At 58.6% G+C, this 23,982-nt stretch carries 2 protein-coding genes and 1 pseudogene; all 3 read left to right on the top strand.

The window, feature by feature from the left end:
* Positions 1-14 precede the first annotated feature (14 nt).
* Positions 15-9,713, top strand: coding sequence for a hybrid non-ribosomal peptide synthetase/type I polyketide synthase (locus tag ET33_RS36115; protein WP_081890172.1), 9,699 nt, complete (start codon positions 15-17; stop codon positions 9,711-9,713).
* 15 nt (positions 9,714-9,728) lie between these two features.
* Positions 9,729-17,033, top strand: a complete 7,305-nt coding sequence (locus tag ET33_RS00910) for a non-ribosomal peptide synthetase (RefSeq protein ID WP_051775011.1) — start codon at positions 9,729-9,731, stop codon at positions 17,031-17,033.
* Positions 17,030-23,713: pseudogene (locus ET33_RS36110) on the top strand (amino acid adenylation domain-containing protein); the annotation flags it as partial. The gene ET33_RS00910 and the pseudogene ET33_RS36110, both read left to right, overlap by 4 nt.
* Positions 23,714-23,982 lie beyond the last annotated feature (269 nt).

Raw genomic sequence — 23,982 nt, 5'->3', positions numbered from 1 at the left:
TCGAGGTGACGACAGTGCTCAAGGAATCTTCGTTTCTGGACATTCTTCGCCGACGTGTCGCCGACATGCCGGATCAAGCGATTCATACGTTCCTGCAGGATGGAGAGCTGCCCGGCGACTCGCTTACTTATGCTCAGCTTGATCTTCGGGCGAGAGCGATAGCAAGCGCTCTGCAAACTGAGATTGCGCCCGGCCAGCGGGCGATTCTTTTATTTTATCCGGGGATCGACTATATAACGGCATTATTTGGTTGTTTGTATGCCGGCGTCATCGCTGTTCCCGCTTATCCACCCCGCCTTCGCCAACGGGGGTCCGGAGGGGGGAGCCAGCGGATCAGCTCGATGATCCAGGACGCGGAGCCTGTTATTGCCCTGACGCAATCCGGGTTGCTGGATCAGCTTGAGAGCTGTAAAGAGCAGCTGCCCGAGCTATCGACGATGCGTTGGCTTGCCGTCGATCAGATTTCTTCGGATCAAGCGATGGCGTATACTTCATACGATCCGGCTCCCGGGGCGGTGGCTTACCTTCAATATACGTCAGGGTCCACTTCATTGCCCAAAGGAGTAATGGTTACGCACGGCAATTTGTTGGCGCAATGCCGTCTGATGGTGGAATCCCTGCGGTATCGAGAGGACTCCGTTTCGCTTATTTGGCTGCCGCCTTTTCACGATTGGGGCTTGATCGAAGGGATCATGCTGCCCGTATATAACGGACATCGCGGGTTTTTAATGGATCCGGTCTCTTTCGTACAACAGCCGGTCCGCTGGCTGGAGGCGATCACACGCTGGAAGGTAACCCACGGTGGGGGACCGAACTTTGCTTTGGATTTATGCATACGAAAGGTGACCCCGGAGCAGATCTCCCAGCTGGATCTGAGCAGTTGGGAGGCGGTGGGGGTTTCGGCGGAGCCGGTCCGTCAAGAAACATTGGAGGAATTTGCTTCCATGTTCGCTGCATGCGGGTTTCGCCGGCAGTCGTTGGCGCCCGGCTACGGCATGGCCGAAACGACTCTTCAAGTCTCGTCCGCTTTGCAAAACGGGCCTACTTATATCATGGGAGATTCCGCCGAGCTGTCCTTGAACAGGATCGTGGATTGTACCGGCGGAGAACCCGGCACGGCCTTTCCTTCTTGCGGAAAAGCGGGATGGGATATGAGAATTCTTATCGTAGACCCGGAAACGCTGCAAGTATGCGCTGACAATCAGGTTGGCGAAATATGGGCAGCCGGCGGGTCCGTTTGCGCAGGCTACTGGAACCGGCCCGAAGAGACGGAAACGGCGTTCCGCGCCTATACCAGCGATACGAAAGAAGGACCTTTCCTGCGCACAGGCGATCTGGGGTTTCTGCGGGACGGGGATTTGTATTTTGCCGGACGACGGAAGGATTTGATCATTGTTGACGGGCAAAATCATTATCCGCAGGACATTGAGCTTACGGCGGAGAGAAGCTGTCCGATTTTGCGCAACGGGGCCGGGGCGGCGTTTGCCGTGAGGACTCGCGGAACGGAAGGGGTCGGTCTTGTCTACGAAGTGAAGCTTGCGGCGCGCAAGGCCAAGCTCGACATAGAAGCCGTCGCCCATGAAATTCGCCAGGCGATCTCGGACGTTCACGGCATTTCACTCGAATGCTTGACGCTGATCCGTCCCGGCAGCATTCCCAAAACGAGCAGCGGAAAAATCCAGCGAAACGCAAGCAAACAAGCTTATGAAAGCGGCCAGTTGGATGTGATTGGAAGCTGGAAGGCCGGGTCCGCCCCTGAACAAGAGGCTTCACGGATTCCGGCGGGGCAGCGGTTTGCGAATTCTTGGCAAGAAGAGGCATTGGAGCATTGGGTCCGTGAACAGGTAGCTTCCCGTCTGGGACTGCCTCCTGCGGAGATTGATCCTCTAACGCCTTTCTCGTCTCTGGGGCTTGGTTCGAAGGAAGCCATCCTTCTGACCGGGGAGATTGAGCTGCATGTCGGACGAAAACTGCCGCCAACCTTGTTGTTCGAGCAGCCGAACATCCGCGCCTTGGCGAGGCATCTGACAGACGCCGGGACAGATACGGGGTCCCGCATCCAACGAAGCAATAGTGCAGAGCCCATTGCGATTATCGGACTCGCATGCCGTTTTCCGGGAGCGTCCGACCCCGAAGCTTTCTGGCAAGTACTGCAGAGCGGGGAGGATTGCATTACCGAGGTGCCCGCTGAGCGATGGCGGGTGGAGGACTACTATGATGCGGAGCCCGATGTGCCGGGGAAAACGTACAGCAAGCATGGCGGCTTCCTTGCCGATATCGATGCTTTCGACGCCAAGCTGTTCAATATCTCCCGTCCGGAAGCGATGGAGCTGGACCCGCAGCAGCGGTTGCTGCTGGAGCTGAGCTGGGAGGCGCTGGAACGCAGCGGTCATGCTCCCGACCGGCTGGCTGGCCAGCCCGCGGGAGTATTTATGGGCCTTAGCCACAGCGACTATCAACGTATGCAGTGGATGGATATCAAGCGGCTCGGCCCCTATACTGCATCCGGCGGAGCGCTCAGTACCGCAGCCGGACGGCTCTCTTACTGCTTGGGGCTGCAAGGGCCTGCAATGGCAGTAGATACGGCCTGCTCATCTTCGCTTATGGCCGTGCATCTTGCTTGTCAAAGCATCCGTAACGGGGAATGTGAGATGGCTCTGGCAGGCGGTGTAAACCTTACGCTGTCGCCCGAGGTGAACATCGGTCTTTCCAAGGCAAGAATGCTGTCGCCAACCGGACGATGCCATACCTTCGATGGTACGGCCGACGGCTATGTGCGCGGGGAAGGCTGCGCCGTTGTCGTACTCAAGCGGTTATCCGACGCCCAGGCGGCAAAAGACCCTATCCTGGCGGTCATTCGCGGGTCGGCTGCCAATCAGGACGGACGCACGAACGGACTCACCGCGCCGAACAAGGCTTCCCAGACTGCGGTCATCCGCGAGGCGATCGGCAGCGCGGGCGTGAAGCCGCAGGAGGTTCAGTACGTGGAAGCGCATGGGACAGGAACCGTGCTCGGCGACCCGATAGAAATCCATGCGCTTGCGGATGCGCTAGGCGAAGGACGCGGCCCGGATCATGCCCTCCTGGTCGGCTCCGTGAAGACGAATATAGGTCACTTGGAAGCTGCGGCCGGCATTGCCGGTTTGGTGAAAACGGTCCTCTCGCTGCAAAACCGGTGCATACCCAAGCATCTTCATTTTCATCAGCCTAACCCTTACATCGATTGGAGCTCGCTTCCCGTTGCCATTCCCACGCAAAGCACGTCCTGGCCGACCGGACCTTCTTCTCGAAGGATCGCAGGGGTCAGCTCGTTCGGCTTTAGCGGAACCAATGTGCATGTGATTGTGGAAGAAGCGCCGCCGATTGCGGACAAGCCGGTTGCGGAGCCTTCCGTTTCCCCGCTGCGACTGCTGACTTTGTCGGCAGGCAGCGAGCGGTCACTGCGGGCTTTGGCCGAACGTTACGGGAAGTTCTTGGCGGAAAAGCCGTCCGTCTCGCTTGCCGATTTCTGCTGCACGGCGAATACGGCGCGAGCTCAGCTGCCATACCGTACCGCTACGGTAGGGGGAACCCCCGAGGAAATGTTGGAGCAACTGCGGCTCATTGGCCAAGGAACGGATGAAGTGTCCGCCTTGAGACGGACTTTAAAAAGCCCCAAGCTTGCGTTCCTTTTTGCCGGGCAGGGGGAGGTCTACCCCGGAATGGGGCGGCAACTATATGAGACGGAGCCGGTATTTCGGCGGACGATGGATGCTTGCGACAGAACGCTTCAAACCTTTCCTGCGTTTGAAGGACGCTCGCTTAAGGCGGCGATTCTTCAGGAAGAGGGTGCGGACAATTGGATGGAAGACACTTCTTATGTCCAACCGCTTCTCTTTGCGTTTCAATACGCCTTGACCGAGCTTTATCGTGCTTGGGGGATAGGGCCTGCAGCTGTGTGCGGCCATAGCGTGGGAGAATTTGCCGCTGCCTGTGCCGCCGGAGTGCTGGACTGGCTGGACGGCTTGCGGTTGGTTGCCGAACGCGGGCAGCTGATGCAGTCGCTCACGGAACCCGGCCGTATGGCAGCCGTGATGCTGCCATTACCGCAGGTTGAGGCACTACTGGAGCCGTATTCGGATCGGCTATCCGTAGCAGCCGTTAACGGCTCCGGGAATACGGTGGTGGCCGGCGATCCGGAAGCCCTAGACCGGCTGTGTGAGAGCCTGAAGGCCGAGGAAGTGGACTGCCGCTTTTTGCGGGTGTCGCACGCCTTTCATTCGGCGAACATGGATGCCGTGCTGGGGCCGTTCGAGGCTGCTGCGGCAAGGTACGCCTATGGAGCGCCTCAGCTTCCGCTGATCCGGAATTTGACCGGGACCGCTTGGCAGTCCGGGGAAAAGCCGGATGCCGGGTATTGGCGCGACCATCTTCGGCAGCCGGTACAGTTTGCAGCGGGTGTCCAAGCCCTCGGCGAGCTGGGCTGCGAAGTATTCGTCGAAATCGGTCCGACAGCAACGCTCACGTATTTAGCATCCCAGTCTTTGCCTCAAGCCGGTTGTCTTCCCTCCTTGAGGAAAGGGAAAGACGATAGAAGAACCCTTTTGGAGACAATGGGAGAGCTGTATTGTTATGGAATTTCCTTGAATTGGACCGTCGAGAGCGAGCAAGAATCGCACGAGACGGGAAGAAGGATAGCAATTCCGACCTATGCGTTTGACCAAGAGCGGTATTGGAGTCCGTCGGTGACGGCCTTTCAGGCAAGGAATAGGTACGTAGGAGAAATGAAGACCGGATCGGAAGTCTTGCCGGATGAGACAGGAATTTCAAACCATCCGCCAATGACGGATAAAAGTCGCGATGACCATGCTTTGCAAGAAGGCACCGACGAGCTCGGACGAATCTTGAGGGGGGGACCGGAGCAGGCTGAGGCTGTGACTGCCTATCTTCGGAAGCAGCTGTCTTCCATGCTTATGCTCTCCGAATCGTCTCTGGAAGGCGAGCAAGCCATAGGGACGCTGGGGTTCGACTCGCTGATGGCCATACAGCTGCGGAACCGAATGCAAAGAGACCTTCGGGTGATTGTGCCGATGATTTCTTTCATGGGAGAGGCGACCTTGGCGAGCATTGCTGCAGTTTGCCTGCAGGTACTCGATCCTTCGATGAACGCGGGTTCGTCAGGGGAGCAGGCGCCGATTTTGCAGCTCTCCAGGGGAGAAGAATCGTATGCGCTGTCCATCCCGCAACGCCAGCTTTGGTTGCTTCAGCAAATGGACCCGTCAACGCCAGCCTACAATTTGCCCACCGGATTGCGCTTGAAGGGACCTCTGAAGCAGGACGTTTTGCATCGAAGCCTTCAGGAGCTTCTGAACCGACACGAGGTTCTTCGGATACGTATCGATGCGATCGAAGGGGAACCGCGTCAGCGGGTGCTTGTCTCCGAGCCTATGCCGCTTCCGCTCGTCGATCTCCGCCATCTCGCCCCGGAGTCGAGGGAGCTTGAAGCGAACCGCATTGCCTTGGAGGAGGCCAGACGGCCGCTGGACTTGAGCCAAGATCCGCCTATGCGGGCCCTCCTTATTAAGCTTGGCGACGAGGATCACATCTTGCTTCTCCTGTTCCACCATATTGTGGCGGACGGCTGGTCTTTGGTCGGTGTTTTTATGCGCGAGCTGGATTTATTGTACGCCGCTTTCGAGAAGGGGGAAGCATCTCCGCTTTCCGAGCAGCACATTCAATATATCGATTACGCTGAGTGGCAGCGGACGCGATTGAACGACTCTTATTTAGCTCCGCAGCAAAACTATTGGAAGGAGCAATTGGAAGGGGCGTCGTTTCATCCCTGCTTCCCGGCCGACCGGCAGAGACAAGCCTTTACAAAGCACTTGGGCCGGCGGATACACGCTTACTTGCCCACGGAATTGATGAAAGCGGTGAATACGCTGAGCCGCAATCAGAACGTCACGCCTTTCGTGACGCTGGTGGCAGCCATGAAAGCTCTGCTGTACCGCTGGACCGGTCGTGAGGACCTCATTATCGGCACTACCGTTTCCGGCAGGACGACGGAGGAGCTTGAGCAGATGATGGGCGATTTTACGAATCATCTGCCTTTACGTACGAAGGTTCAAGCCGATGAGAGTGCACTCTCGTTCATTCATTCGGTCGGAAGCACGGTGATGAACGCTTTTGCTCATAGCGAATGTCCATTTGAAAAAATCGTCGAAGCGGTCAATCCGAGCCGTCATGGCAACCGCAATCCGTTATATGACATTGCGGTCGTGATGCATACCTTCTCCGGGCGGGCGTCCTCGTTAAAAATCGGGTCCTCGCTGGAGGCCGGCTTCATCGCTCCGGTGGCACAGATCGACAACGGGACGTCGGAGTTGGATTTGATTTTCGATCTGCTGGAGACCCCCAAGGGGCTGTTGATCGAATGCGAGTTCGATACGGAGCTGTTCGACGCTGCGACCATCGAACGCTTTATTCAAAGCTTCGGAACATTGCTGCGCAGATTGGTCGACGATCCGGCGTGTGCGGTGAAGGATTTGCCGCTCCTAACGGAAGACGAGGAGCGAGAGCTTGTAGCGGAGGCGGTCCGGGGGCGCGTTGAGTTTGCGCCGCAAGCTTGCTTGCATCACCTCTTCGAGAAACAGGCACAATGTCGTCCGGACAACGTGGCCGTCGTTTGCGGAGACAAGCAGCTGACTTACGGGCAGTTGGAAGCAAGGGCCAATGACACGGCACGCAGGCTTGTCGCTCGGGGCGTCGGACAAGGAGCATTGGTCGGCATTTGCACCGAACGCTCGCTTGAGATGGTCATTGCCATTCTCGGCGTTTTGAAGGCAGGGGCGGGATATATCGCTTTAGATCCGGTATATCCGGAAGAGCAGCTAAACTTTATTCTCAGCGATTCTTCCGCTGCGGTGGTGATCGCGCAGGAGGCGACGCGGGAGCGCGCGCTCCGGTTGGAGGGAGTGCAGGTTCTCTGCATAAATGCCGAGCCGGAACCCCGGCACGAGGACGGAAAGCCCCTCGACATCGAGGTGCGGCCGCAGGATACCGCTTATGTCCTCTATACCTCGGGATCTACAGGAAAGCCCAAGGGAGCGCTGATTACGCATTTTAACGTGGTCCGGTTGTTTCAGGCAACGGCCGATTGGTATCGGTTTGGAGAGAAGGACGTATGGACCCTATTTCATTCGTATGCCTTCGATTTCTCCGTATGGGAGCTGTGGGGAGCTCTGCTCCATGGCGGAAAGCTGGTTGTCGTTCCTTATTCCGTCAGCCGTTCTCCCGAATTGTTCCTGAACCTGCTGCGTGACCAGAAGGTGACGGTGTTGAACCAGACGCCTTCGGCCTTCCGGCTGCTGATCTATGCGGACGGTCAATGCTCCGATCCCGTTCCTCTTTCGCTACGGTATGTGATTTTCGGCGGCGAGGCGCTCGACCCCGCGCTGCTTGCGCCTTGGGTGGAAAGATACGGATTGGACGCTCCGCAATTGGTGAATATGTACGGCATTACGGAGACGACGGTGCATGTGACGTATTCCCCAATCCGTTCCATCGAGGAGGCGATGCTTCATCCGGCTTCGGTCGGAGTGCCGATCCCCGATCTGGAGATCTACATTCTTGATGCCGGTCTGCGGCCGGTGCCGCCCGGCGCCGTTGGGGAAATCTGCATTGGAGGCGCGGGTTTAGCCCAAGGCTATCTGAATCGTCCTGAGCTGACGGCTTCCCGGTTCGTTCCGAATCCGTTCCGTTCAGGCGAGGGAGAACGGCTGTACCGGTCTGGCGATTGGGGACGCATGCTGCCGGGAGGCTTGCTTGAATATGTCGGGCGAGCGGACGAACAGGTCAAAATTCGCGGCTTCCGGATCGAGCCCGGCGAAATTGAAGCCGTGCTGAGGCAACACATGGCTGTTCAGGATTGCGTGCTGCAAGTATGGGAACCGGCCCCGGAGGACCGCAGACTGGTGGCGTATGTCGTCGCGAGGCCCGAACGAGTCGAGGCCGATTTGCCCGAAAGCGTGGCGGGTCCGGAGCAGGTGTTCCAGTGGCAAGCTGTGTTCGACACGACCTATAGCCAAGGCGAACACCAGGGTGATCCTACCCTGAATACGACGGGTTGGAGCAGCAGTTATACCGGTCAACCGATTCCCGATCGCGAAATGCACGATTGGGTCGAACATACCGTTGAGCAAATTGCCCAATTGAATGCCAAAGAGATACTGGAAATCGGCTGCGGAACCGGGATGCTTTTGTTCCGGCTCGCTCCGGATTGTACACGTTATACGGCGTTGGACCTGTCTGACGTGGCCTTGAACTATGTGCGGAGCCAATTGGCAGCCGCAGGGTTGGAGGAGGCCAAGATAGAATTGCTCCACCGGCCGGCAGACGACTTGTCCGGATTGGAAGACCGCTTCTATGATGCGGTTGTCATCAACTCCATGATGCAGTACTTGCCAAGTATCTCGTATTTTATCCATATGCTGGAGCAAGTCGTAAGGCGGGTAAAACCGGGCGGAACCGTGTTTATCGGCGATATCAGGAATGCCGCTCTGCTTGAGGTTTTTCATACCTCGGTACAATTTTTCCGGGCGTCGGAGGAGACGGAGCTGTCGGGCATTTATGCTGCCGCCCAACGTGTCGTTCGGGAAGAAAACGAGCTGCTTGCCGAACCGGAGCTGTTTTACGCGCTCAAGCGCCGGATACCGCAAATTGGACAGGTGGAAGTTCGTCTGAAACGCGGACACTGCGAGAACGAATTGACGCGTTACCGTTACGATGTGCTGCTGCATATTGCGGATGCGTCCGATTCCGGTCCCGCAGAGGCGATCGAATCCGATCCGCTTGTGCTCGATTGGCGGAATGACGGCCTTTCCCTCGCTTCGCTTCGGAGCATGCTGGAACGGGAGAAACCCGAACGTGTGATCGTTAAGGGGATACCGAACCGAAGATTGACCGGCGAGCTGGCCATTTGGGAACAGGTGAAGGGAGGAGCGGAGCAGCGGACTAAAGCGGAAATAGCGTCTCACGACCTTCTCTGGGCAGAAGAAGCTGTCGATCCCGGGCTGCTTTGGGCTTGGGAGAAGGAGCTGCCTTATTCCGTTCACGTTGGTTGGGGCGGCACAGCGAACGGCCTTCCTACGTTTCAAGTGGCCTTGCGCCGCCAGGGGACGGATGGAAAGAGCGGACGGGCGATTCTTCCCGAACCGACACTGGAGGATAAACCGCTGGCTTCCTATACGAACGACCCTTCCTTCGGCACGTTGGCCAGAAAGCTTGCGCCGCAGCTGCGTTCCTATACGTCGGAGAGGCTGCCTGCTCATATGGTGCCGTCGGCTTTCGTCATCTTGGACCGGCTGCCGCTTACCGCGAACGGGAAGCTCGACCGCAGGGCCCTTCCTGCGCCGGATACCGACCGGCCCGCTATCGAAACCGCGTACGTGGAACCGCGCAATCCGATCGAAATGATGCTGGTTGATATGGCTTGCGAGGTTTTGGGGATCGGGCAGGTCGGCGTGCATGACAACTTTTTTGAGCTTGGAGGCAATTCGCTGCTCGCGACGCAATTCGTGGGCCGGGTTCGCGCGGCCTTTATGATTGAAGTACGTTTGGTTGAACTATTTACCGCTCCCACGATTGCTTTGCTGTCTGAACACGTTGTGGACTTGCTGGTTCAGGAATTAGGAAGCGAGTTTGTGGAAGAAATTGCACTGGCGGAAGAAGCATGAGAAGGGGGGAGAACCGTGAACGATTCCTCACAGAAAATGAAGTCATTGTCGCAAGCGCAGCTGAATCGGGTGCTGGAGCGCATCGGCAGTAAGAAAAAGGGGACTACCACCATTCCGCGCCGTGACCATACGGAAGGCGAGACGGGTCTCTCCTTGGCTCAGCAGCGGCTGTGGTTTATGTGGCTGCTTGATCCGGACAATCCGTTCTATAACGTTCCGGGAGTGCTGCATTTAACCGGTACGTTGGACCTTCGAGCGCTGGAGCGCAGCTTGAGCGGGATTGTCCGCCGCCATGAAGTGCTTCGAACCGCCTTTATTGAAGAAGAAGGCCGAGCGGTTCAGCGTCTCGTGTCAGCAGGGGATTTCCGGCTGTCGTTTATCGATTTCAGCGCACTGCCGGAGCCTGATAAATCCAAGGAAGCCGAGAGGATCGTGCAGGAGGAAGCCAGCCGTCCGTTTCACCTGGGGGAAGCGCCTTTGCTTCGGGGGCTGGTCGTGCGAATGGCCCCGGAAGAGCATCTCTTTGTCGTGGTTATGCACCATATGGTTTCGGACGGATGGTCGCTCGGCGTATTCGTGAAGGAATTGGCCTCACTCTACGATGCGTTGAAACAGGGGAACGAATCGCCGTTAGTCGAGCTGCCCATCCAGTATGCGGATTATGCCCATTGGCAGCGGCGCAAGTATGAAGCGGGCGAACTGCAGGGGCAGCTGGCTTACTGGAAAAACAAGCTGGGTCGCGACAATGCTTCCATTGCGCTTCCCGCCGACCGCCGCCGGCCGCCGTTCCAACGGTATCGGGGCGCCAAATACCGCATGCTGCTGCCTGCCAGCCTCCAGCAAAAACTGGAGGATACCGCCCGGGGAAAAAACGCCACTTTGTTTATGATCCTGTTGGCCGGTCTACATGCGCTGCTGTACCGCTATTCTAATCAAAGCACAATCCGGATCGGCTGCCCGGTCGCAAACCGGAAATACCCGGAAATGGAAGACCTGATCGGCGTATTTATGAATACGCTGGTAATGCGTGCCGAACTTTCGCCCGAGCTTTCCTTCAACGAATTGCTGAATCAGGTTCGCACGACGGCGCTGGAAGCTTTTGAGCATCAAGACGTGCCGTTTGAAAAATTGGTTGAGGAGCTGCAGCCGGAACGGCATATGAGCCACAATCCGTTTTTTCAAGTAGCCTTCTTTTTCCAAAACGTGCCGATGCCCCCGCTGGAGCTGGCTGACCTGACCATACGGCAAAATCCGGTGGACGGCGGGACCTCCAAATTCGATCTCACCTTCCAATTCACGCCCCGCGATGAGGGGATGGAGCTGGAGATCGAATACAACACCGATCTGTTCGACGAATCTACGGTGGCCCGCATGTCGGGCCATTGGCAAACGCTGCTTACGGCGGTTGCATCGAACGCCGATCTGCATATAAGTGAACTGCCGCTGCTAAGCGAAGAGGAACTGCTTCATTTTCACGCCTGGAACGCCACATCGTCCGATTATGACGGCCCTTGGCTGCTTCATGAACTGTTCGAGGCCCAGGTTCGCCGCACGCCGGATGCCGTCGCCCTTGAATTTGAAGGCAAGCGGCTCACCTATCTGGAGCTGGAGCAGCGAAGCAATCAGTTGGCCCACCATCTGAGAGGAAGAGGGATCGGACCGGAACGGACGGTAGGGCTGCTTTTGGACCGTTCGATCGAGCTTGTGATCGGCATACTAGGCACGCTTAAGGCGGGCGGAGCATATGTGCCGATCGGCCCGGATTACCCTCCGGATCGTATCCGCTTTATGATAGAAGACTCGCAAGTGCCTATCCTTCTTACGCAATCGCATTTGCTAACCGGACTGCCGGAAACGGGAGTGCCCGTAGTTGCGCTCGATGTCGAATGGAAGGACAAGATTTCGCGGGAAAGCGTACTGCCGCCGGACGCCGGTGTGAGGCCGGAGCATTTGGCTTATGTCATTTATACGTCCGGTTCGACGGGCAAGCCCAAAGGAGTCATGAACGAACATCGGGGAATTTGCAACCGAATGCACTGGATGCTTGAAACGTTTCGGCTGGAGCCCGACGACCGGGTCATCCAAAAAACGCCGTACACGTTTGACGTCTCCATCTGGGAATTGTTCTGGCCGTTAATTACGGGTGCGCGGCTGATGATCGCCAGGCCGGGCGGACACGCCGATAGCGCGTACTTGGTTGATTTCATCGCAAAACATAGGATCACCGTGGCTCACTTCGTGCCATCCATGCTACGGATTTTCCTGCAAGAACGGGATTTGAGCCGCTGCGCCTCGCTGAAGCAGGTCTATTGCACAGGCGAAGCGCTCGCTCCGGACATCGCGCAGGAGTGTATGGAAAGGCTCGGCGTCCGCTTGGTCAATCTTTACGGACCGACGGAAGCCGCCGTCGAAGCCAGTTGGTGGGAATGTGCGAAGGGTGAATCCGAAGTGCCGATCGGACGGCCCATTGCCAATATGCAGATGTACGTGCTGGATGCCCAAGGCCATCGTGTGCCGGTTGGGGTGACCGGGGAACTGTACATTGGCGGAGTAGGGGTAGCCCGTGGCTATTGGAATCGGGAAGAACTGACGTCGGAACGCTTTTTGCCCGATCCGTATACGGACCAACCGGGAGCCCGGTTGTATCGTACCGGCGATTTGGCTCGCTTTCGGGCGGACGGTGCGCTAGAGTTCCTCGGACGCACCGATTATCAGGTGAAGGTCCGGGGATTCCGAATTGAGCTGGGAGAGATCGAAGCTGTATTGGGACAGCATAAGAGCGTGCGCGACGCCGTCCTGATCGCCCAGCCCGATGCCTCGGGCAGCTCCAGACTTATCGCGTATTGGGTGCGGGAGCCGGGCGCAACGGCATCGGTCTCCGACCTGCGCGAACATATCCGGCAAGCTTTGCCGGTGTATATGATTCCTTCCTTGTTCATCGAGCTGGAGCGCATTCCGCTGCTCAGCAACGGAAAGACCGATCGCGGCTCCCTGCCTTCGCCCGACGCCGCGCAATGGGACAAAGACAAGGCTCGGACAGCTCCGCGGACACCGCTGGAACGGACGTTGGTCCGCATCTGGAGCGAACTGCTCGGAACCGAGGAGATCGGAATCGAGGACAGCTTTTTTGAATTGGGCGGACACTCTCTGCTGGCCATTCGGCTCGTTGCCCAAATTCGGGAGGTTTTGAAGGTCGAATGCCCGCTGCGCCAGTTGATCGCGGCACCGACGATTGCCGAGCTGTCGGCCTGCTTGGATACGGCTGCGGCTGCAGGAGCTTGCTCCGGGTTGCCCGAGCCTTCCGGGGGAGATGCTTGGCAACCGGCTGTTCCGGATGCGGAGCATTTGTACGAGCCGTTCCCGCTCAATGAGGTGCAGCAGGCTTATTGGATCGGCCGCAGCGCAGACTTTGAGCTGGGCAATGTAGGAGCGCACCTTTATATCGAAATCGATGCCTCGGCGCATTCCATTTTACGTTTGAATCAAGCCTTGAACGTGCTGATCGGCCGTCATCCGATGATGCGGGCGATTGTTCGCAGCGATGGCATGCAGCAGATTCTTCAGGAAGTCCCGCCATATGAAGTCAACTGCCGGGATTTGCGCCATTTGCATCCGGAAGAGGCTGAACGCGAACTTCTCGAGATCCGGAGCGAGCTTTCGCATCGCCATGCCCCGGCCGATCGCTACCCGCTTTTTGATATCAGCGCGACGCTTCTTGCCAACGAGAGACTCCGTCTGCATTTCAGCGTGGATCTTTTAATCGGGGACGCGCAGAGCTGGTACGTTATGCTTCAGGAGCTCAATCAGCTTATGCGCGATCCGCAAGCGACCCTACCTCCGCTGGGGCTGACGTTCCGCGACTACGTGCTGGCCGAACGGCAGGTGCTCGAGTCCGAAGCGTATACGCGCTCAAAAGCTTATTGGGCAGCCCGGGTCTCCGAGCTGTCGCCGGCGCCGGAGCTGCCGCTTGCCCGCTCGGCCGATTCCTTGCAGGCGCCGAGGTTTCGCCGTCTCGCCGCTTTCCTTAGCCCGGAAGATTGGCGCAGGCTCTGCGGGTATGGCGGACGTTTTGCCGTTACGCCTTCGGCGATTTTACTGGGGGCCTTCAGCGAAGTGCTGGCCGTCTGGAGTAAAAAACCGAGGTTTACGATTAATTTAACGCTGTTCAACCGACTTCCCATCCATCCGGATGTGAACCGAATCGTCGGCGATTTTACGACTTTAACGCTGCTTGAGGTGAACTATTCAGGCCAGGCTTCGTTCGGGGCGAGGGTGAAGACCATTCAGCAGCAGCTGTGGGAGGATCTTGAGCATCGCTCCTACAGCGGCATTCAAGTGCTGCGCGATTACGCGCGCGCCAATCTCGACAGCTCCAGCGTGGCGATGCCGGTTGTTTTTACGAGCACCTTGACGAAGACGGATGGCCTGGATGCCTCCGTGATGAGGGGCTTGGGCGAAGTGGTGTACGGGGTCAGCCAAACCCCGCAAGTTTATCTGGATCATCAGGTATACGAAGATGCCGGCATGCTGCGCTTCCATTGGGACGTGGCGGAAGACATGTTCCCGCCGGAAATGATCGACGACATGTTTACAGCCTACTGTTCGCTGCTCAGACGGTTGACGGATGAGGTGGAAGCATGGAACGAGCCTGTCGGGCCATTGGCACCCGCGAATCAATTGGAACGGATTGGCAGCGTTAATGCAACAGAGACGGAACTGCCCCGCGGCCTGCTTCACGAGCCGTTCTTCGAGCAGGCGTCCCTACGCCCGGAAGACGCGGCCGTGCTGGCGCCGGGAATGACACTGACCTATGGCGAGCTGGCGCGACTTGCGGACAGCTTGGCTGACTGGCTTATCGGTCGCGGGGCAGGGCCGAATCGTCCCGTGGCGGTGGTGATGGAGAAGGGGTGGGAGCAAGCGGCGGCCGTCCTTGGAATTTTGCGCGCACATGCCCCTTATTTGCCTATCGATCCGGGGCTGCCGACGGAGCGTATCCGTCTGCTGCTGGAGAGCGGCGAAATTCGTTTTGCGATCACGCAATCGAAGGTAGATACCGCTGTCCAATGGCCGGACGGGATAGAACGTTATTGTGTGGACGGACCGAAGCCTCAAGCGGACGAAGCTTCCAAACCTGAGGCGATTACGGCGGCCTCGGAAGATGATTTGGCCTACATTATTTACACGTCGGGATCGACCGGGATGCCTAAAGGCGTCGCCATTACGCACGGAAGCGCCAGGAATACGCTGGAGGATTTACGTTCCCGCTTACGGATCGGGGCGCAAGACCGGGTGTTGGCACTCTCTTCGTTAAGCTTCGACTTATCGGTGTTCGATCTGGCCGGCCTGCTCCTTGCGGGCGGCACGGTCGTCTATCCGTCTGTCGGAGGCTTGAAAGATCCGGCCGATTGGCTGGAGCGGATGCATGAATGTCAGGTTACCGTCTGGAACTCGGTACCGGCCTTGATGGGGCTTCTGGTCGATTATGCGGCTGCAACGTCGCGGCGACTGCCGGACTGTCTGAGATTGATTATGCTGAGCGGTGACTGGATTCCGGTTGGTTTGCCGGAAAGAATTCGTGAAATTGCCGCGCCGGGCGTGGAGATCGTGAGCTTGGGAGGAGCGACGGAAGCTTCGATTTGGTCGGTTCTGTATCCTATCGGAACGGTCGATCCGGCTTGGCGAAGCATCCCGTACGGCCGTCCGATGGCGAATCAGCGGCTCTATGTTCTGGACGAAAAGCTGGAGCATCGTCCCGTTTGGGTGCCGGGGGACCTGTACATCGGCGGGGTCGGATTAGCCCGCGAATATTGGCGCGATGCGGACAAAACGGCTTCCAGCTTCATTCGGCATCCGGCAACGGGGGAACGCTTGTATCGGACGGGAGACCTGGCGCGTTATTTGCCAAGCGGCGATCTTGAGTTTCTGGGGCGCGAGGATGCCCAGGTCAAAATCCGAGGCTACCGGATCGAGCTTGGCGAGATCGAGCAAGCGCTGCGGGGGCACGAGGCCGTCAAGGAAGCGCTTGTAGCGGTGAAACCGGGGCCGTCCGGCGATGCCGCGGCTGTAGGTTACGTGCTGCTTCACTCCAGCGAACTGAATAAGATCGACGGCCAACGCCTGCGGTCATTCCTTAGCGGCAAGCTTCCGGACTATATGGTTCCTGCTGCCGTCTTCATCCTGGAGCAGTGGCCGATGACCGCAAACGGGAAGTTGGATGTCAAGGCGCTGCCTGCGCCCGAAATGTCCGGTCAGACCTCCGGAATGGAAGCGCGCGGGGAGAACGTAACGGATCGAGAACGAATTATGACGATTGTCAAAGGGTCCTTGCAAATCGACGATTTGACGGAGGACACCAATCTTCTGGAGATAGGCGTTACCTCTATGGATGTCGTTCGAATGGCCAATGCTTTGGAGAAAGCGTTCGGCTTACGAATGAAATTCGATGAATTTTACCGTCGTCCGACGGTCGGCGATGTGACGCAATCGTATGTGACCCGAATGCATAAACATGTAGCGGACGCAATCAAAATGCCCCGGCCGGCCGTCGAGCGGACCCAAATGGAATCCTTCGCCGCTTCGTACGAAGTGATCGTGGATCCCGAAGAACGCGAACGTTTCAAACAACGCCGCCACTGGCTGCGTTCGGAACCGTACGCCCCGGCGATTGACTTGACGGCCTGCGATAGCGAAGAACCAGCGGCCGAATTCGTTACGCTGGAGCCGTGCCGCCATTATGCTCAGGAGCCGATGCCTTTCGGACGATTGGCGCGATTGCTGCAAGCGCTGCGCCACGATGATTCGCATGGTAAAGGCGTCCGGCAGCATCCTTCCTTCGGTGAGCTTTATGCGGTCCAGGCGTATTTATATATTCACGGCGGACGCGTGGAAGGCTTGGACGAGGGCGTGTATTATTACGATCCTTCCAAAAACAGGCTGCTGCTCCTGTCGCCGGAGGCCCGGTTCAGCAAAGACATTCACGTTCCGTTCGTCTACCAGCCCGTATTCGAGCAGGCGTCCTTCTCGGTATTCCTGATCGCCGATCTGGACGCGATCGGACCGATGTACGGAGATCAGGCCGAGCGTCTATGCACCCTGGAAGCAGGTTATATGGGCCAACTGCTCATGTCTGCGGCGGCGGCGGAAGGGCTTGGTCTGCATCCGGTCGGCACGATCGATTTTGCTTCCATTCGCGGGATGTTCAAATTGAAAGACCGGCATGTGCTGGTGCATTCCCTGCTCGGCGGTGTGCCGGAAGCCCGGACCGGCCGTCCGGAAGAGGACGGGGACGAAAACGATTGGGAGGAAGGCGTGCTGGAATGAACGATACCAATACAAGCCATATACGCGCCATAGTAGACCGGTTCCGCGAACGGGGTATCGAGCTGTGGGCCGAAGAAGGAAAATTGCGGTTTCGCGCGCCCAAAGGGACGCTAACACCGGAGCTGCGCACCGAGCTTCAGGCTCATAAGGATATGCTGCTGACCTATCTGCACGAAGAAAAAGGCGGCGGCGGGCTGTCGGGCCTGCCGCTTGCCCCGATAGCCCGTCATGGCGAAATGCCTCTTTCCTTCGCTCAACAAAGGCTGTGGTTTATGCAGCAGATGGATCCTACCAATATCTCATACAACGTGCCGATGACCGTCCGGGTTGAAGGGGCGCTGGATGCCGACATGCTGGAGCGCTGCTTGAACGAAATCATCCGGCGGCATGAAGCGCTGCGGGCGACGTTTCCGTCTTCGAACGGGAAGCCGGTACAGCATATTGCGGAGTCGATGCTTTTGAAACTGGAGCGTACGGACCTCAGAAAGGAACCGGCGGAACGGCGGGAGCGCCGCGCACTGGAATTGGCCGTACAAGAGGCGCGCCGCCCTTTTGACATCGCATCAGGACCGCTCATTCGTTCCAAGCTGATCCGGCTGGAGGACGAAGCGTACATCCTTGCGTTAAACCTGCACCATCTTGTAACCGACGGATGGTCGATGGGCATTCTGGGCAGCGAGCTTTCGGAGCTGTATGGGGCATTTTCGACGGGAGAGGCGTCATCGCTGCCCGAGCTGGAAGTTCAATATGCGGATTTCGCTTATTGGCAGCGGCGCTGGGTGGAGACGGATGCTTTGCAGGCCCAGCGGACGTACTGGCATCAAAAGCTGGCCCAGCTGCCGCCCCTGGAACTGCCTACGGATCATCCGCGTCCGGCCCGGCAGAGCTTCAAGGGGGACATGGAAACTTTCGTATTTCCGGCTTCGCTGGCCGAAGCGCTGACCGCTTTGAGCCGCCGGCAGGGCGTGACAACGTTCATGACCGTGTTAACAGCCGTGAACGTGCTCTTGGCAAGATATACGTCGCAGGATGAAATTGTGCTGGCTACTCCGGTGTCCACGCGCGGGATCAACGGTCTGGAAAAAGTAATCGGCACTTTTATGAACACGCTGGTTATGCGGACGAAAGTATCGGAGGACCCGACTTTTCTTGAATTGCTGGAACGGGTGCGTGACACAGCGGTCGAAGCGTTCGACCATCAGGAGTTTCCGTTCGACAAGCTGGTGGAGGAAGTCCAGCCGGAGCGGAGCAGAAGCCATTCGCCCCTTTTCCAGGTGCTTTTCTTGTTCGAGACGGTGGCGTCTTCCTTGATCCGGCTGCCCGGGCTGCGGACTTCGTCCATCCATATTCCGCTCGGCACTTCCCGCTTCGATATAGTGCTGCTGCTGACTTCCACGGAGCGCGGATTGGAGGGGGCCCTTGAGTATGCGACGGATTTGTTCGATCCGTCCACCATCCGCCGAATGATCGGACATTTGGAAGTGCTGTTGGAGGGAATTGTGCACAATCCGCAAGCTCCTCTCTCCGAGCTGCCGCTGCTCACATCCGTCGAGCACCGGATGCTGGAGGAATGGAATGCGACCGGAGGTGCTTGGAAATGGGAACGTACGTTCCTGGATCTGTTTGAAGCGGCGGCTGAAGCAACCCCCGACAGAACGGCACTCGTCTGCAAAAACGAGCGGCTGACGTTCCGGGAGCTGAACTGCCGCGCGAATCGCTTGGCTCATCGTTTGCGCAAGCATGGCGTGGGACGCGGAGTGCGGGTAGGCCTGTGCATCGGACGTTCGATCGAAGCGATCGTAGGCTTGCTTGGAATCGTCAAAGCCGGCGGCGCCTATGTGCCGATCGATCCTGCTTACCCGGAGGACCGCATCCGCTACATGCTTCAAGACGCTTCCCCGGGCGTGATCCTGACCGACGAGGCTTCGGTAGGCAAGATTGACGGCAGTTTGGCGGTCCGGATTTATTTGGGGGCAGGGGAAGCCGCGCTGGCCGAAGAACCGGAGGTTAACCCGGAAAGCTTGGCTAAGTCGGAAGATCCGGTCTACGTGATCTATACCTCGGGCTCGACGGGCCAGCCCCGCGGGGTTGTCGTCACGCACCGTTCCTTGTTTCATTTAAGCGAGGCCCTGGAGGAAGCAATTTACCGCCATCATCCGGGAGTACAGCAAATTGTGGTGAACGGCTCCTTATCGTTCGATACGTCGGTGAAACAGATCATACAGTTGCTCCGGGGCCGCACTTTGCATATCATCCCCGAGGAAATTCGGTTGGACGGCGGGGCTTTCGTGGATTACCTTCGGGAACAAGAGATCGACGCTTTCGACTGCACCCCTTCGCAATGCCGCCTGCTGATGCAGTTCGGGTTGCTGGAGCATCAGGGTACGCGCCCGCTGCTGGGGCTGATCGGCGGCGAGCCGATCGAGGAATCGACATGGCAGGCGATGCGGGAAGCCAAAGGCATCGAGTTTTACAACTTATACGGACCGACGGAATGTACGGTAGATGCCACCGTTTGCCGGGTGCGGGACAGCGAGCTTCCGTCGCTCGGCCGCCCGCTGCGCAACGTCGCGATTTATTTGCTCGATTCCCGTCAAAAGCCGGTTCCGCTAGGGGTTCCCGGCGAGATCTGGATCGGCGGCTCCGGCGTATCCGAAGGCTACCTGGGCCGTCCGGATTTGACAGCGGAGAAATTTTGGCCGGACCGCTTTTCCGCTAAGGAAGGCGCCCGGATGTATCGGACCGGAGATATCGGAAAACGACGGGCCGACGGATCGTTCGCTTATTTGGGACGGACCGACTTCCAAGTCAAAATCCGGGGATTTCGGATCGAGCCTGAGGAAATCGAATCCGTGCTTGCCGGTCATCCGGATATCGAGCAAGCGTGCGTCATGGTCCGCGAAGACGAAGCGGGACAGCCTGCTTTGGCCGCCTATGTCGTGCCTTCGGCCGAGCGGGCGCCCACGGCTTCCGGGCATACGCGCCATCTGCTGAATAACGGCTTGGCCGTGGTGCAGCTGAATAAAAACGAGACGAATTTTTTGTACCGCGATATTTTTGAAAATCTGGCTTATCTTCGTCACGGCATTTCGGTTGACGAAGGTCACGTGATTTTTGACGTAGGCGCTAATATCGGATTGTTTACTCTGCAGGCGCATATGCAAGCGCCGGGCGTTCGCATTTTTGCCTTTGAACCGAATCCGTACGTGCGGGAATTGACGATTCTAAACGCCCGCTTGTATGGGGCGGAGGCCACGATCATGGATTGCGCCCTCGCTGCGGAGGAAGGAGAGGCGGAGTTTACTTTTTATCCCAAATTCTCTTTCTTATCGGGGCTGCATACGGACACGGAGGAAGAAAAGGAGCTGGTCCGCTCCTTCATCCGGCGTAACGAGAAGCCTTCGCAGGAGTTGGACGAAGCCGTCGAGGCTATTCTGGACGACCGTTTGAAAAGCATACAGCTGACCGTTCCCGTCCGCAGGCTGTCGGATGTGATCCGCGAGCATCGGGTGGAGCGAATCGACCTGTTGAAGATCAACGTGGAGAAGGCGGAGCTCGCCGTGCTTCAGGGGATCGATGCCGAAGATTGGCCGAAAATCGGGCAGGTCGTCTTGGAGCTTCATGACGTGGACGACCGCCTCGAATGGGTCATGGAGCTGCTGAAGCGGCACGGGTTTCAAGTGATTGCGGAGAAAGACTGGTCCCTCGACGTGACGCAGAACATTTACTACCTTTATGCGACCCGCGAGCCCAAAGAAACCGCAGTGAGACGTTGGATGACTCCGCTACCCCCGATGAATGCGCAGGAAGTTCGCGTATATGCCGAGCAAAGACTTCCGCGGTATATGGTTCCATCGCACGTCGTCTTGCTGGATCGTCTGCCGCTGACACCGCACGGGAAGGTTGACCGCCATCGGCTCCCGGCTCCCGAGGAGGTTCGGGCACAAGGGGCCGCCACGCAGCAGCTTCCTCGGACCGCCGTCGAGCGTTCGGTAGCTTCCATCTGGAAGGATTTGCTGGGAGCGGGCAGCGTCGGGCTTGACGATAATTTCTTCGATATCGGAGGCCATTCCTTGCTGCTTACCCAGGTTCATGCCCGGCTAAGAAGCGAGCTGTCCGCCGATATTGAACTGTTGGAATTGTTCGAGTACCCGACCGTTCGTTTGTTGGCGCAGCGGTTGACTGCTTCTTCAAAGGAAAATACGGAGGAAGCGGAAAATCGGGCAGAGCAGACAGCCCCAAAAGCGGAGGTTGACCCAAGCGGACAAGAGGTCGCCATTATCGGCATGTCGGGGAGACTTCCGGGGGCATCTGATCTCGAGTCGTTTTGGGACAATCTGGTTAACGAAGTCGAATCGATCCGCCGATTTACGCCGGACATGCTGGAAGCGAGTGGCCTTCCCCGGGAACTTTTTGCCCAACCCGAATATGTGCCTGCCCGCGGGACGGTTGATGGCATCGAATGGTTTGACGCCGGTTTCTTCGGGTACAGTCCGAGGGAAGCGGAGATGCTTGATCCGCAGCAGCGGTTGTTCCTGGAATGCGCCTGGGAAGCAATGGAAAAGGCGGGGTACGATCCGTCCGGAGGAGGCGTTCCCGTAGGCGTTTATGCAGGTGCAGGCATTAGCACGTACTTGCTGTTCGGGCTGCTTCCCCATATCGATCCCGCAGATCCGGTAACCGGTTATCAGGCGCTCATCGCTAACGATAAGGATCACCTTGCAACGCGTACCGCCTACAAATTGAATTTAACGGGACCGAGCTTCTCGGTACAGACGGCATGCTCAACTTCCCTGGTGGCGGTTCATCTTGCTTGCCAAGCGTTGTCCCGTGATGAATGCGGGATGGCGATTGCAGGCGGCGCGACGATTACCGTTCCCCACGAGCAGGGTTATGTTTACCGCGAGGGAGGCATTTTCTCCCCGGACGGACACTGCCGGGCGTTTGACGCCCAGGCGAAGGGGACAGTCGCCGGAAGCGGCGTGGGCGTCGTCGTGCTCAAACGGCTGAACGAGGCGCTGCGTGACGGAGATACGGTGCATGCGGTGATCAAAGGATCGGCGATCAACAACGACGGAGGGCGCAAGGTCGGGTATACGGCCCCAAGCATCGGGGGACAAGCGGAAGTGATTCGGATGGCGTTGGATTCTGCGGGTGTTGGAGCGAAGAGCATCTCGTATGTCGAGGCCCACGGAACAGGGACGCCGCTGGGCGATCCGATCGAGCTGGCGGCGCTGACCGAAGTGTTCGGCCCGTCCACGGAAGGTCCCCGGTGCGGGATTGGCTCGGTCAAAACGAACGTCGGGCATCTGGATGCAGCCGCCGGGGTGGCGAGCCTGATCAAGGTCGCGCTGTCGCTGCGGAGCGGCCTACTCCCGGCAAGCCTGCATTATACGAAGGGCAATCCGGCAGTCGATTGGCAAAGCAGTCCGTTTTATGTCGTAGACCGGGCCCGGCCGTGGACCGGCGGCAGTCCGGAACAGCCCCGCCGGGCAGGGGTCAGCTCCTTTGGCATCGGAGGGACGAACGCGCACGTCATCGTGGAAGAAGCTCCTGCACAGCGGGCTTCCGACGCTGCGGCGGCCGAGGAAGTGCTGGTGCTGTCGGCCCGGACGCCGTCGTCGCTGCAAGCGATGCGCGAGCGGCTGGCGGCGCATCTGGAGGCGGAACCGTCGGTGAAGCTCTCCGACACGGCGTTCACGCTGCAGCAGGGCCGCAAGGCGTTCGCTCACCGCTGGAGCGCCGTGTGCGGCAGCGCGGAGCAGGCGCTGAACGCCCTGCGGGACGAAGACGCGAGAGCGGTACGCATCGGACTGGCGGAAGCGGGAGAGTGTCCCGTCGTCTTCGCTTTTCCGGGGCAGGGGAGCCAATATGTAGGCATGGGCGCGGAGCTGTACGCGCAGGAGCCGGTGTACCGGGAGACGGTGGATCGTTGCGCCGAGCTGCTCCTGCCGCATCTGGGAATGGATGTGCGGGATGCGCTGCTGGGACGGGAAGGCTTCGAAGCGGAGCGGCTGGAGGAGACGTGGCTGACGCAGCCGGTGCTGTTCGTGGCGGAATATGCGCTGGCCCGGCTGTGGATGAGCGTAGGCGTGAAGCCGGCCGCGCTGATCGGGCACAGTCTGGGCGAGTATACGGCGGCGTGTTTGGCCGGAATATTCAGCCTGGAGGAAGGGCTGGAGCTGGTGAGCGTCCGCGGCCGTCTGATGCACCGATGCGAGGCGGGAGCAATGGCGGCGGTTGGCGCGAGTGCAGCGGAGCTGACGGAGCAGTTGAAGGGAACGCTGGAAATCGCGGCAGTCAACGGCCCGAAGATGTGCGTGGTAACGGGTTCGGCCGAAGAGGTGGAAGAGCTGACGGCCCGTCTGCAATTGGCAGGCGTAGAATGCAGACGGCTGCGGACAGGCGGGGCGTTCCATTCCTCGCGGATGGAGCCGGCGTTGGGCGAGCTGGAAGCGGCGCTAAAGCGGATGAAGCTGAGCGCACCGCGCGTTCCTTACGTATCTAACGAGACGGGGGACTGGATCACGGCGGAGCAGGCAGGAAGCGCGGCATATTGGGTATCCCATGCGCGGCGCACGGTGAGGTTTGCGGAAAATGCGGAGCGCGTGCTGGAGCGGTACCCGAATGCGGTGGTGATCGAAGTCGGCCCGGGTCAGACGCTGACGAGCTTGATGCGGCAGTCGGCCCGCTGGGGAGCGGAGCACCGCGGCGTGCGCACGCTGCCGCCGGGTGGAACCGGAGCCGGAGAGCGGCGGCAGTGGCTGGAGGGCGTGGCGGAGCTGTGGAGCGGCGGGCAGAGCATCGCCTGGAAAGCGATGCACGGTAGCCGGGTACGCAACCGGATCGAGCTGCCGACGTATCCGTTCGAGCGTCAACGGTATTGGATCGAGCCGCGCCTCTCCGTAGCGACACAGGGAGCTGCAATCGGACGGCACGCGTTACACGG

Origin of the sequence: Paenibacillus tyrphae (genome assembly GCF_000722545.1) — a bacterium.
Classification (GTDB): domain Bacteria; phylum Bacillota; class Bacilli; order Paenibacillales; family NBRC-103111; genus Paenibacillus_G; species Paenibacillus_G tyrfis.
This window is presented reverse-complemented; position numbering and strand designations above follow the sequence as displayed.